The sequence below is a fragment of the Cloacibacterium sp. Arc13 genome (genome assembly GCF_041431305.1).
Classification (GTDB): domain Bacteria; phylum Bacteroidota; class Bacteroidia; order Flavobacteriales; family Weeksellaceae; genus Cloacibacterium; species Cloacibacterium caeni_B.
Genome location: NZ_JASMRM010000009.1, coordinates 60,986 through 74,197 on the forward strand (window position 1 = coordinate 60,986; position 13,212 = coordinate 74,197).

The window sequence follows — 13,212 nt, forward strand, 5'->3', positions numbered from 1 at the left end:
AAATGGCACTGGTCAAATATTTATTCGAATTAGTTTTAGCAACCATCATTATATTCTTTGTTTGGAATATTTTGAAAAGGATATTCTTTAATCAATTTTATAAAAATTTCCCTAGTCTTAATCCTAGAAACAGAGAAAACGTTTCGCCCAAACCTGCAAAACCTACTAAAGAACAAGTAAAATGGGATGCAGAAACTGTGGAATATGAAGAAGTAGAGGAGAAAAATCAGAGGTAAAGTAAAGGTAGAGGTAGAGGTAAAGGTAAAAGTTGAAGAAAAGAACTCAACAATAATTTGGAATTTATTCCGAGAAAAAATGAAATAAATTAATTTTTGCAAAATATGCTGAAAAATAAAAACATTCTTTACATCGTCATTTCATTGGCGATTTTTGTAGTTTTAGCTTTAATTTATAACAATCCTATCATTTCTGGGAAACAACTTTTGCAACATGACATTGTACAATACAAAGGTGGCGCAAAAGAACTTCTAGACTACAGAGCCGAAAACGGCAAAGAAACCTATTGGAGTGATGCCATGTTTGGCGGAATGCCTACTTATCAATCAGGTTCACAGTTTAGAGGTGATATCATCAAAAAAATAGATGACACGCTGAACTTTTTGCCAAAACCTGCGAATTTTATTTTTCTGCTTTTTGCTGGATTTTTCTTACTCGGTTATGTTGCGACTAAAAATTGGAAATACGCCTTGTTAGGTTCCACATTTTTTGGACTTTCCACGTATTTCTACATCATCATCGCAGCTGGTCATAATGGTAAAGTAGCCACTTTAACTTATTTTGCACCACTTTTAGCAGGAATCTTACTCGTCTATATTCGTAAAAAATATATTCTTGGTTTCATTGTCACTGCACTTTTCATGGGATTGCAAATTGCTGCCAATCATCCACAAATGACATATTACCTTTTCTTGGCATTAGGATTTTTATTCTTGTCTGAGTTGGTAAGAGCAGCTACAGGAAAAACACCATGGAAACATTTCTTAATTTCTTCGGGAATTCTAGCTTTGGCGATGATTCTTGGAATCGGAATGAACAGTCAGAGACTTCTTGCCAATTCTGAATACGTGAAAGAAACCGTTCGTGGAAAACAAATTCTGAAATCTGAGCACAATGCTGCAGATAATGACGGAATGAAAAAACAAGAAATTCTGAACTGGAGTTATGGAAAACTAGAAACATTGAACTTATTCATTCCAAGAGCAATGGGAGGAGCAAGTGATGAAGAAGGCTCAGAAGAAATGATGAAAAAAGTTCAGGAATTGGTACAAGAAAATGTCACCTCTCAAGAAGAATATGACCAAATTTCTAAAGGATTTGGAGGAAGTTTAACGTATTGGGGAAACCAACCAGGAACTTCTGGACCGGCTTATCAAGGAGCTATTGTGGTATTTTTAGCCATTTTAGGATTTTTCTTCGGGTGGAAAAAATACCGTTATTGGATTTTAGGCGCATCTGTACTTTCTGTGCTTTTAGCTTGGGGAAGCAATTTCATGCCGCTGTCTGAATTATTCATCAAATTCGTTCCGTTTTACGACAAATTTAGAGCACCAAGTTCTATCTTAGTTGTTGTGGAATTATTGTTCCCACTCATTGCAATCATTGGATTGTACAGATTTTTCAATGACGAAAAACTTACAGAAGAATACAAACAAAAAGTTTTAGTTTACGGAAGTTCTGCAGTTCTTGGAATTACTTTATTATTGGTGATTTTCGGGAAAAGTATACTAGGATTTGCTACTTCAAACGAAACTGCTTATTTGCCTCCTTATTTATTAGATTATTTGGTTGGCGAACGTTTCACGATGTTTAGAATCGATGCTATTAAAGCCATGATTTATGTTTCTATCACTGCTTTAGCACTATATTTTGCATTGAAGAAAAAATTATCTCAAAACATTGCTTTAATCATTATAGGATTGGTAAGTTTATTTGATTTATGGTCTGTGAACAAACGCTATTTAAACAGCGATAATTTTGTTGATAAAGCTTTTGCACAAACTCCATTTGTGACCGAAAATTCAGATTATTTAGCTGGAAAAGCAGGTGATAATCCACTTTTAAATGATTTGCTTTCTAGAGCGAATATGAATAAAACTTTAGAAGAAATCACCGAAAAAGATAAAACTCATTATAGAATTTTCAATCAACTTTTAGGACCTTTTAATGAAACCAATACTTCTTATTACAAGGCTTCTGTTGGTGGTTATCACGCTGTAAAACTCAGAAGGTATGACGATTTAATCAATCATTATTTCTATGCTGAAGACAGTGTAAAGTCTGCTCAAATCCCGCAAATTCTCAATTTATTGAACACCAAATATGTAGTTGGCGGAACATTGGAACAACCTCAAGTTCAAATCAATCCGAATGCGAATGGAAATGCTTGGCTGGTTTCTGTTATTAAATTTGTAAACACACCCAATGAAGAAATAGATGAAATAGGAAATATAGATTCTAAAAAAACGGCGGTTATTTCGAAGGATGATCAAAAATATTTTGAAGGAAAAACTTTAGCAACTGATTCTACTGCTTTTGTAAATCTAACAAAATATCAAGCAGACGAACTGGAATATAAAACACAGTCTAAAACGCCACAATTGGCAGTTTTTTCCGAGATTTATTATCCAAAAGGTTGGAAAATGTTTGTAGACGGAAAAGAAGTTCCATACATCAAAGCTGATTATTTATTGAGAGCCGTTTACGTTCCAGCAGGAAGTCACACGGTAAAAATGATATTCGAACCAGAAGTGATTGCCAAAGGAAAAACCATTTCTTTAATTGCTTTTGGTTTGTTTGTATTGCTTTCTTTGGTGGGGATATTTTTATTAAACCGCAAAAGCGACAAAAGAAATAATTGAAAATATAGCCATTAAAAAGTAAAAAAAGAGTTAATGATTACGCAACAATATCTTACCGATTTAACTTATAAAATTAATGAAGCTTGTATTGAGGTTCATAAAATTTTAGGTGCAGGTTTAGCAGAAGTTGTTTATCACAAAGCTTTAGAAGAAGAATTCAAATTAAGAAATTTAAATTTCAAGTCAGAATTTCAAATTCCTGTTTTTTATAAAGAAAAGAAATTAGATTGTGATTTTAAATGTGATTTTCTGATTGAAGATTTAATCGTTTTAGAGTTAAAATCTGTCTCTAACATTTTAGACGTTCATAAATTTCAAGTTTTGAATTACATGAATTTACTTAAAGTACCGAAAGGAATTTTAGTAAATTTTAATGTTAAAAATCTTTATCATCATGGACAAGAAACATATATTAATAAATATTACGATGAATTAATGTAAAATCTTTTTTTACTTTTGAAAAACTTATAATACATAGAAAATCTTTTGTCGCTTTTGCGGTTTAAAAATTATAAATTTGAAACAAAAAAAAATACTCATCATCTCTTATTACTGGCCTCCAGCTGGAGGACCGGGAGTTCAGCGTTGGTTAAAATTTGTAAAATATTTACCTGATTTTGGTTGGGAACCCACTGTTTTTATTCCAGAAAATCCGAGTTATCCAATTGTAGATGAAACCTTACAAAAAGATGTTTCGAAGAATTTGAAAATGATTAAAACCAAAATTTGGGAACCTTACCAATTGGCAGAAAAGTTCGGGAAAGACAATAAAAAATTCAAAGCGGGACAGTTTGATGTCGGCGAAAATCAATCATGGAAAGCCAAACTTTCGATTTTTGTTCGTGGCAATTTCTTTATTCCAGATGCGAGAGTTTTTTGGGTAAAACCTTCCGTAGAATTTTTAGAAAAATACCTGAAAGCCAATCATTATGATGTTTTGATAACAACTGGTCCACCACATTCTTTGCACTTGATTGGGTTAGGTTTAAAGAAGAAATTTCCAGACTTAAAATGGATTGCAGATTTCCGTGATCCATGGACTGAAATTTCGTATTACAAACATCTGAAATTGACTAAAATTGCCGATAGAAAGCATAGAAAATTAGAATCTGAAGTGTTCAAAAATGCAGATATTACTTTGGCAACAAGTTATACCGATGCTGAAAATTTCAGAAAAAAAGGCGCAAATGCTTTCTGCATTACGAATGGATTTGATTCGGAAGTCGAAAGTCAGAAGTCAGAAGTCGGAAGTAAAAATTCTACTAACAAATTCACTCTAAGCTATGTTGGAGTTTTGGAACAATTAAGAGATCCGGGAAATCTTTGGTGGACTTTATATGAAATAATGTGTGAAAACGAGGAATTTTCAAATGACTTTGAATTAAAATTTGTAGGAAAAGTTGACAACAAAATTCAGCAGTCTCTATTTCATATTGGCATTAACCAAAATATTAAATATCTTGGCTATTTACCTCATGAACAAGCATTACAAGAAATGCAGAATTCAACGGTTTTATTGATGACAAATTTCCCAGAAGAATCATCAAAAGGGATTATTCCAGGGAAAATTTTCGAATATTTGGCAACGGGAAAAACGATTCTTTCTTTCGGTCCAAAAGATGCTGATGTAGAAAAAATTCTGAATGAAACGAAAGCCGGAAAACATTTTGGCTATGATGAAAAAGAAAATCTAAAGAATTTTATTTTAGAATCTTACCAAAATTGGAAATCAGGAATGCTGAACCAAAACGCTGAAAACATTGAGCAATTTTCTAGAAAAAATTTGACTCAGAAATTAGTTGATTTAATGAATAAATGGTATTAAAATGAAATTGGTATTTGCTTTTTTACTTTCGCTATTTTTAGTTTCGTGTTCATTGATGCAACCGAGAACCGCTAAAACTACATCTCAACTTTCTGAAAAAGAAATCACTACAATTACGCAACTCATTGGCAAAGAGAAAATTGCAAAAGAAGTTTACGAAAATTTTTATGCACAGTATCAAAATAATCTTTTCGGAAATATTGCCAAAAGAAAGCAAAAACACATTGAAATTTGGAAAAATATTCTTGCAAAACAGAATATCACCGTTCTAGAAAATGAAAGTTTAGAAGAAACAGAAAACCTTAAAAATCAACTACTTTCGGAAGCTATTGACGAAACTTCGGCGCTGAAAACTGCTATAAAAATAGAAGAGCTTAATCTCAATGACATTTATATTGTAAGAAAAAATAGTCAGAAATCAAGCATTAGAGAAGCAGCAAATGGTATAGAATGTGGTACTAAAAATCATCTTTTTGTTTATTACAGAGCTTTGAGAGAAAAAGGCGAAAAATATACACATCAATACATTTCGGGCAAAAAATTTAAAAATGTAGTGAATGGTGCTGTGAATTCTTGCAGCATAAAATACGACTAAAATTCTTTATTTTCTCATTGGTAAATTTTCATCCAATAATGGTAAAATTTATTGATTAATAGCGATTTACATTCATTTTAACCAAAATTCGACTTAACTTTCTGTTGTGATTTTTGTCTAATATAAAAATCTCACAGAAATGAAAACCAAATCTTTCACCTTAGTTATTCTTGTAATTTTTGGAATGGTAATTTTTACCAATTACACTTCTAAAAATACAAAAGAAACAGATGCTTCTTCTCTCCTCTTCATGCTAGAAGAAGAAAAATTAGCGCATGATGTGTACACTTTTTTATATTCAAAATGGGAAACTAGACCTTTTGCCAATATCAAAGAAAGTGAAAAAGTGCATATGCAAAAAGTACAAGAACTTTTAGACCAAAATAAAATTCCTTACGAAATTCTTCCCGAAGGAAAATTTAAAAATCAAAATCTTCAAAAATTATACAATGACCTTACTGCAAAAGGAAAAGTTTCAGAAATTGAAGCTTTAAAAGCAGGAGCAACGATAGAAGATGTAGATATTTACGACTTGCAAAGATTAACCAAAGAAACTCAAAACCAAGACATCGCCAATGTTTACAAATTTCTGGAATGTGCTTCTAGAAATCATTTGAGAGCTTTTTCACGTAATTTAGAAATGAGAAATGCCAATTATGTTCCTCAGTATATTTCTAAAAATGATTACGAAAAAATCATCAATGCAGAACATGAACAATGTGGTCTTCAAAATGGTATGCAATGCCAAAATCAAGGAAAAGGAAGAGCAAATAGAGGTAGAAGAAATTGCATGAATAAATTATAAATAAAAAAGTGAAAGCAATCATTTCCATACTATTAATCATAACTATTTCGGTTCGGTCATTCTTACCAATAATTGATTATATGATTAATTATAAATACATTACTACAGTACTTTGTATAAATAAAAATCGTCCTGAATTGTTATGTAATGGAATATGTTATATCAAAAAAGAACTGGCAAAATCAGAACATAACACTGATAATGAAGTTCTTAAATTAAAATTATTAGATTTATTTGTGACTAACAAAATTTTTGAATTTGAAATTAGAGAATTTATTGAAAACATTGATAACCATCTAATTACAAATAAATGTTCTTTTTTCCCTCAAAAATTTTATGTTAAGTTTTTTCATCCTCCGATGTGGAAATTATAACATTAAAAAATTTACAATACTATTTAATTTTTAAACATTTATAAAATGAAAACATTTATAAAAAGCCTAACTATAGTTGTCGCTTTCTTGAGTTTAACTCAATGCAGCAGAAATGATAGCGATAACATTTCTCTAAATGATGAAACACGTAATATTGGAACCATAATTCCTTCGATAAATACTGATGAAAAAAGCAACTTACTTTTTATGTATGAAGAAGAAAAAATGGCAAGAGACACTTATTTAAATTTGTATCAGAAATGGCAATTGGTAGAGTTTGAAAACATTCAGAAAAGTGAACAGTCACACATGAATGCCGTAGAAAATCTTCTTATAAAATATAAAATTGATTACCCTAAATTAGCGGTTGGTCAATTTCAAAATCAAGATTTACAAAATCTGTATAACCAACTTATTTTGCAAGGAAACAACAGTGCAATAGAAGCATTAAAAATAGGAGCAACCATAGAAGATGTAGACATTAATGACTTAAAAAATTTAAGCAAGACTACTACAAATACTTTAATATTGAAAGTATATAGCAATTTAATGTGTGGTTCTAGAAATCATCTCAGAGCATTTTCTAGTGCCTTAAAACTCCAAAATGTAATTTATGTTCCTCAGTTTATTTCACAGGTAGATTATGACGCTATCATTCATTCGCCAAATGAAAATTGTGGAAATTAATTTTGATTTGATATGAAAAATCGGGAAGATTTCTCTTCCCGATTTTATTTATTTTGAATAGATTATTTTGTATTAATCTAACCAGCCCATTTCTTTCATCCAATCATCATTGTAGATTTTCCCTACATATCTAGAACCATGGTCATGAAGCAGAACTACTATGATATCATCTTTGGTAAATTGATCTTGCATTTGCTTAATCGCTGCAATTGCACTTCCTGCAGAATAACCACAGAAAATTCCTTCTTCTTTAGCTAATTTTCTAGCATAAATCGCACCATCTTTATCGGTAACTTTCTCGAAATGGTCTATTACAGACATGTCATAATTTTCAGGTAAAATATCTTCGCCAATTCCTTCTGTGATGTAGGTATAAGCATGATCATAATGAATTTCTCCTGTCTCATGAATTTCTTTCAAAATAGAACCATAAGTATCTACACCAATTACTTTGATATCTTTACTTTTTTCTTTGAAAAAAGTTCCACAACCTGTAATAGTGCCTCCTGTTCCTGCTCCTACTACAAAATGAGTCAATTTCCCTTCGGTTTGTTCCCAGATTTCTGGTGCCGTAGATTCATAATGCGCTGCTCTGTTAGAAAGATTATCATATTGGTTTACATACCAAGCATTTTCAGTTTCTTCGGTTAATCTTTTTGCTGTTTGGTAATAAGAACGCGGATCGGTAGGTTTTACATCAGTAGGACAAATCACTACTTCTGCTCCTAAAGCACGTAAAATATCTGCTTTTTCTTTTGATTGTTTAGAATTGGTTACGAAAATACACTTGTAACCTTTGATAATGGCTGCTAAAGCCAATCCCATTCCTGTATTTCCAGAAGTTCCTTCGATGATGGTTCCTCCAGGTTTCAGGCGACCGTCTTTTTCTGCATCTTCAATCATTTTTAGTGCCATTCTGTCTTTTACAGAATTCCCAGGATTGAAGGTTTCTACTTTTGCTAAAACCAATGCAGGAAAATCTTCTCCTAAAACTTTGTTTAGCTTTACCAGTGGCGTATTTCCAATTGTTTCTAAAATATTTTTTGCGTAGTTCATTGTAAAAATTTGAGCCGCAAAAATACGATTTTAATTTTAAAAAGAAGCAAGACGTTTTTTACATCTGTTCACTTTAAGTCCTGCTTTCGCGACTCGCTTTTTTGTTTTTTGTCATATTGAGCAAACTCGAAATATGTAAAAAACAAAAAGAGCTCAAACAATCGCTCAATCAGGGCTATTATTCAGGGTTCTGTTTTTCTTTTGAGGATTTTCTATAAGAATATTCTTCATTCAGTTTGTCATTTTGAAAGAATCTCTAAAAAGATTATTAAGAAATTAAATTTTTATCATTTTCAGAATTGAAATGAATAAATTTTAATAATTTAGAGCAAAATAATAATTTAAAAAATGGCAAATCAGTGGGGAATTCCAAGAGAAACTGAAGAATTTGTTCTTAAAAGAGATTTATGTTGTGTTTACTGTGGTGTTGATTTTTCTATAAATCATCAATCTAGAAAAACTCAACCTTCATGGGAACATATTGTGAATGACATTCGAATAAATTCTATTGACAATATTGCTTTGTGCTGTAATTCCTGCAATGCAAGTAAAGGAGCAAAAACTTTAACTGATTGGTTAAAAAGCAATTATTGCTTATCAAAAAACATTAATGAAAATACAGTTGCAGAAGTAGTGAAAAATGCCATTATAAATCCTCCGCTCTACTAAGTCTGCGACTATGGAGTTTACTTCTATAGCTAGATTCCTACGGAAATCGAAGATTAGACGTAGTCAATGACAAACTTTACGTATTAAAATATAAGCAAAAAACCAGCATATTGCTTCGTTGCTTCATTAAAGTTCGCTTCTTGCATAAAAAACAACAATAAAAAATTTATGTAATTCTGTGAAATCTGTGGGAAACATAAAAGATTTCTCTATAACTCCAACTCTCCCACTCTACAATCTACAACTTTACCATTAATTATACTTAATCGCTTTTACAGGAGAAATTTTAGAAATTAAATAACTAGGCAAAATAAGAGCGAAAGCGGATATCGCCAAAATCCCAACAGAAATTCCCAAAATATAAACAGGGTTTAAATCTACAGGAACCGTGCTTACATAGTAATTTTCTGGATTGAGTTTGATAAATCCGAAAATTTTTTGAAGTACCAAAAATCCTAAACCAATTACATTCCCCATAATTAATCCGGGAATCATAATCAGCAAAGTATAGTTGATGAAAATTGCTCGAATTTGTCCGTTGGTTGCACCCAATGTTTTCAGCATCCCGATAGAATTGGTGCGTTCAATAATGAGAATAAGCAAAACCATAATGATATTTATGACTACTACAATCAACATAATCGTGATAATCAGTCCGATATTGGTATCAAAAATATTAATCCAATCTACGATTTGCGGATATTTATCTGTCGCTTTTTCTGCGTAATTTTTATAACCAATAAGTTTTTCAATGGTTGGATAAATGGCATCCATATCATCACTGTCTTTCAAGAAAATATCTATTCCTCCCACATCCGTTTTTGCCATATCCTGAATTTTTCTCACGTGATTAATATCGCCGATGATAAACAAATCATCTATCATTTTGATGTCTGTCTTGTAAATTCCAGAAATTTCAAATTTTCTGTAAATGGGTTGCTGGTCTTCTTTAGAAAAAATCGCTACAATGCTGTCTTTGGGTTTCAGATGCAAATCATTGGCAATTTTATCAGAAAGAATGACTTGATTGTTATAGCCTTCTTCGGTAAATTTTGGGATTTCTCCAGCTACCATAAAACTCTGAAAGCGCTCTGCATCAAAATCTTTGGCAACGCCTTTTAAAATAACCCCTGCAAAGTTTTCTTCTGTTCTCAGAATCCCAGAAACCGTTGCATAAGACTGTGTATTAGAAACGTCTGGAAGATTTTGAATTCCCTTTACATTTAATCCCTCTTTGTGAAGTACCGAAGAATTATAGGAAGAATTGCTTTTGGTAGATTTCACAGAAATATGTCCCACGAAATCTGCCATACGATTTTTAATGGCTTTTTTCGAGCCTAAACCTGTAGAAACCGTCACCAATGAAACAATAATTCCTAGCGCTACAGAAAGCCTTCCGATGAAGACAATTACGCGTGAAAGATTATTTTTGTTATCTTTGGAGAACGCTATTTTTTTAGAAAAATATATTGGAAATTTCAAAATCAAATGAATTTAATTGTCAAAATTAAAGATTTAGTTCTTATTATGCTAATGATTTTTGGGTTACAAAGTTGTAGCACTCAAAAAAACAATGCAAATCCCACTCCAGAACCTGTAAAAACGGTAGAAATTGCCTTAGAAAAACCAAAAAATAAAGAAGAAAACTGTTTTAAAAACGCAGCAGACAGACCAGAACTCTATTTGCCACTTCTGAAAAATAAAACCGTTGCAGTAGTTGCCAATCAAACGAGTTTATTAGCAGACAAAACCCATTTGGTAGATTTTTTGGTTCAAAATAATATCAAAATCAAACATATTTTCGCGCCAGAACACGGTTTTCGTGGAACTGCAGATGCTGGTGAACATGTAAAAAACGGAATTGACACCAAAACAGGTTTACCGATTATTTCGCTTTATGGCGACAATAAAAAACCAAAATCTGAACAATTACAAGGAGTAGACATTGTGCTTTTTGACATTCAAGATGTGGGTGTAAGATTTTACACGTACATTTCTACACTTACTTATGTGATGGAAGCTGCCGCAGAAAATGGCAAAGAAATCATTGTTCTAGACCGCCCGAATCCTCATGATGGTTATACAGACGGACCTGTTTTAAAAGAAAAATGGACCAGTTTCGTGGGATTGCATAAAGTTCCTGTAGTTTATGGATTAACGATTGGGGAATACGGCAAAATGGTGAACGGCGAAAAATGGATGAAAAATGCAGTACAGGTAAAATACACGCTCATTCCAATGCTGAATTATCATAAAAATAAAAGATATCCTATTTCTGAAAAACCTTCACCTAATTTACCAAATGATCAATCTATCAACCTCTATCCTAGTCTTTGTTTCTTCGAAGGAACGCAGGTTTCTGTAGGAAGAGGTACAGATTTTCCTTTTCAAGTGTATGGAAGTCCTTGGTTAAAAAATCAGGAATTTTCTTTCACTCCTAAACCCACTTCAGGTGCAAAAGATCCATTCTTAAATGGTAAATTGTGCTTCGGAAAAGATTTACGCCAATTCCCAGAAATTAAAGGAAAATTAGATTTAAGCTTCGTGATTGATGCATATCAAAATTTTGACAAAAAAGCTCAAGACTTCTTCTTAAAAAACCTTTGGTTTGATACTTTGGCGGGAACAGACGAATTGCGCAAGCAAATTATTTCGGGAACTCCAGAAGCAGAAATCAGAAAATCTTGGCAAAAAGATTTAGAAAATTTCGAAAAAATCCGTCGCAAATATGTTCTCTACGAAAACTAATCAATTGTAAATGGATTTTTTCTCTGATTACAGTCTTTACACGCTATTCTTTTTAGCTGCATTTGCCTTTATTGCGGGGTTTTTAGATGCAATAGTTGGCGGTGGTGGTTTGATACAATTGCCCGCTTTGTTGATTCAATTTCCTCAATTGGCATTGCCTACACTTTTTGGAACCAATAAAATCGCGGCGCTTTCTGGAACCAGTATTGCAGCGGTACAATATGCCAAAAGAATAAGCTTCAATTGGAAAGTTTTGCTTTCTATCTCGCTGTTTTCATTTCTGTTTTCATTTTTGGGAGCCAGAACGGTAAGTTACTTAGATTCTGAAGCATTAAAACCTTTGATTTTAATTATTCTAATTGCGATTGCGATTTATACTTTCATCAAAAAAGATTTAGGAAATGTCGCGACCAAAGATTTAAGCACCACCAAAAAGATGATTTTCGGAGCTTTGATTGGAGCAGTAATTGGCTTCTACGATGGATTTTTCGGACCGGGAACAGGAAGTTTCTTTGTTTTGGCTTTCGTGGTGTTTTTAGGATTTGATTTTCTTTCGGCTTCTGCTTATGCTAAAGTAGTGAACTGCATCACCAATATTTCGGCGCTTTTGGTTTTCGTGAGTCACGGAAATTATTTGTTAGAACTGGCTATCTTAATGGCGGTTTTTAATATTGCAGGAAACTTTCTAGGAACAAAAATGGCCTTTAAAAAAGGCAATGGATTTATCAGAATTGTATTTCTAATCATCGTAATACTGATGATTTTACGATACAGCAAAGAAGTTTTTTGGCCGTAATTTAATCGAAATGTTGCGGGCCTGATTTATCGTTTTTACTTCGATTGTAAATAATCATACCGATAGTAAGTCCTACCATTCCGCCAAGTCCGTTGAGTAAAGCACTTTGTAATTTGTCTGGTTGTGTATTCCCGATATAATTCATCAAAAACACGATGACGAAAGTAATCACCAAAACCACTAAAAATTTTACACTTTTTATTTTCATATTATTTAATTTGATAAGAAATCATTACGCCACCTTTGTAAGGAATCCATTCTCCGCTCCCGTTAATAGAAGCGCCTTCTTCTTTGTCTGCTCTTATATCTGGGAAAGCATTATAATATGACCTATATTTAGATTGTGCATTGCCACCACCTAAAAATATATCTAAATTTATTTTGTCATTTACTTTTACCACATAACCTACTGTTCCGCCTAAAAGTATAGAATATCCTTCTTGATGAATTCCCAAATTAAGATGATTATACTTTTGCATTCTATAAATTGTTACTCCCGTATTTGCAGCCACATACCAATTTTTAAAACTTTCGGTAAAATAATAACGATATTCTAAAGTGCCAATAGCAAAAAGCATTCTATTCCCAAAAACAGATTTCCAAGGGGAAACAAAAACATCTGCTTGAAAAGTAGTTTTGTCTGTAAGTTTGGTTTCTATCCCCGCATTTAAAATCAAAGCAGGCAGGGTAAAACCATTGACTTTAACATAAGTTTGTGCAGTAACATTTATTCCAATACTAAAGAGTATGAGAAAAAAATAATTTTTTAAAAGCATTT

Annotated in this window: 15 protein-coding genes; 11 read left to right on the top strand and 4 right to left on the bottom strand. The window is 32.3% G+C overall.

Annotated elements, in window-relative coordinates; genetic code table 11:
- Positions 1-2: 2 nt before the first annotated feature.
- From QO190_RS08340 to QO190_RS08375, 8 genes are all read left to right on the top strand, one after another.
- Positions 3-236 carry a hypothetical protein gene (locus QO190_RS08340; RefSeq protein WP_185097657.1) on the top strand — a complete coding sequence of 78 codons (234 nt, stop codon included), beginning with the start codon at positions 3-5 and terminating at the stop codon, positions 234-236.
- A 105-nt stretch (positions 237-341) separates the two neighbouring features.
- Positions 342-2,879, top strand: a complete 2,538-nt coding sequence (locus QO190_RS08345; protein WP_371462431.1) for a YfhO family protein — start codon at positions 342-344, stop codon at positions 2,877-2,879.
- Between the two features lie 33 nt (positions 2,880-2,912).
- Positions 2,913-3,320, top strand: a complete 408-nt coding sequence (locus QO190_RS08350) for a GxxExxY protein (protein WP_371462429.1) — start codon at positions 2,913-2,915, stop codon at positions 3,318-3,320.
- Positions 3,321-3,396: 76 nt separating this feature from the next.
- Positions 3,397-4,704 carry a glycosyl transferase family 1 gene (locus QO190_RS08355; RefSeq protein ID WP_371462427.1) on the top strand — a complete coding sequence of 436 codons (1,308 nt, stop codon included), beginning with the start codon at positions 3,397-3,399 and terminating at the stop codon, positions 4,702-4,704.
- Between the two features lies 1 nt (position 4,705).
- A complete protein-coding gene (locus QO190_RS08360; protein WP_371462425.1) occupies positions 4,706-5,299 on the top strand; it encodes a DUF2202 domain-containing protein in 594 nt (197 codons plus the stop codon).
- Between the two features lie 139 nt (positions 5,300-5,438).
- On the top strand, positions 5,439-6,104 hold the full coding sequence (locus tag QO190_RS08365) for a DUF2202 domain-containing protein (protein WP_371462423.1): 666 nt from the start codon (positions 5,439-5,441) through the stop codon (positions 6,102-6,104).
- An 80-nt stretch (positions 6,105-6,184) separates the two neighbouring features.
- The gene (locus QO190_RS08370) at positions 6,185-6,478 is read left to right on the top strand and encodes a hypothetical protein (protein WP_371481302.1); all 294 of its coding nucleotides are present in this window, start codon (positions 6,185-6,187) and stop codon (positions 6,476-6,478) included.
- Between the two features lie 45 nt (positions 6,479-6,523).
- Entirely contained in the window at positions 6,524-7,165 is a 642-nt protein-coding gene (locus QO190_RS08375) for a DUF2202 domain-containing protein (RefSeq protein ID WP_371462419.1), read from the top strand.
- A 72-nt stretch (positions 7,166-7,237) separates the two neighbouring features.
- Here QO190_RS08375 and QO190_RS08380 read toward each other — a convergent pair whose 3' ends face one another.
- On the bottom strand, positions 7,238-8,221 hold the full coding sequence (locus QO190_RS08380) for a PLP-dependent cysteine synthase family protein (RefSeq protein ID WP_371462416.1): 984 nt from the start codon (positions 8,219-8,221) through the stop codon (positions 7,238-7,240).
- Between the two features lie 348 nt (positions 8,222-8,569).
- Between QO190_RS08380 and QO190_RS08385 the strand changes: the two genes are divergently transcribed.
- Complete coding sequence (locus QO190_RS08385; protein ID WP_371462415.1) at positions 8,570-8,890, top strand: HNH endonuclease; 321 nt, start codon at positions 8,570-8,572, stop codon at positions 8,888-8,890.
- Between the two features lie 252 nt (positions 8,891-9,142).
- Here QO190_RS08385 and QO190_RS08390 read toward each other — a convergent pair whose 3' ends face one another.
- Complete coding sequence (locus QO190_RS08390) at positions 9,143-10,372, bottom strand: ABC transporter permease (protein WP_371462414.1); 1,230 nt, start codon at positions 10,370-10,372, stop codon at positions 9,143-9,145.
- Positions 10,373-10,378: 6 nt separating this feature from the next.
- Here QO190_RS08390 and QO190_RS08395 point away from each other — a divergent pair, with 6 nt between their 5' ends.
- Together QO190_RS08395 and QO190_RS08400 are read left to right on the top strand one after the other, a co-directional pair.
- Positions 10,379-11,638: an exo-beta-N-acetylmuramidase NamZ domain-containing protein gene (locus QO190_RS08395; protein ID WP_371462413.1), complete on the top strand. Its 1,260-nt coding sequence runs from the start codon at positions 10,379-10,381 to the stop codon at positions 11,636-11,638.
- A 10-nt stretch (positions 11,639-11,648) separates the two neighbouring features.
- On the top strand, positions 11,649-12,434 hold the full coding sequence (locus tag QO190_RS08400; protein WP_371462411.1) for a sulfite exporter TauE/SafE family protein: 786 nt from the start codon (positions 11,649-11,651) through the stop codon (positions 12,432-12,434).
- Position 12,435: 1 nt separating this feature from the next.
- Here QO190_RS08400 and QO190_RS08405 read toward each other — a convergent pair whose 3' ends face one another.
- Complete coding sequence (locus QO190_RS08405; protein ID WP_371462410.1) at positions 12,436-12,642, bottom strand: hypothetical protein; 207 nt, start codon at positions 12,640-12,642, stop codon at positions 12,436-12,438.
- A gap of 1 nt (position 12,643) precedes the next feature.
- The gene (locus QO190_RS08410) at positions 12,644-13,210 is read right to left on the bottom strand and encodes a DUF3575 domain-containing protein (RefSeq protein ID WP_371462409.1); all 567 of its coding nucleotides are present in this window, start codon (positions 13,208-13,210) and stop codon (positions 12,644-12,646) included.
- Positions 13,211-13,212 lie beyond the last annotated feature (2 nt).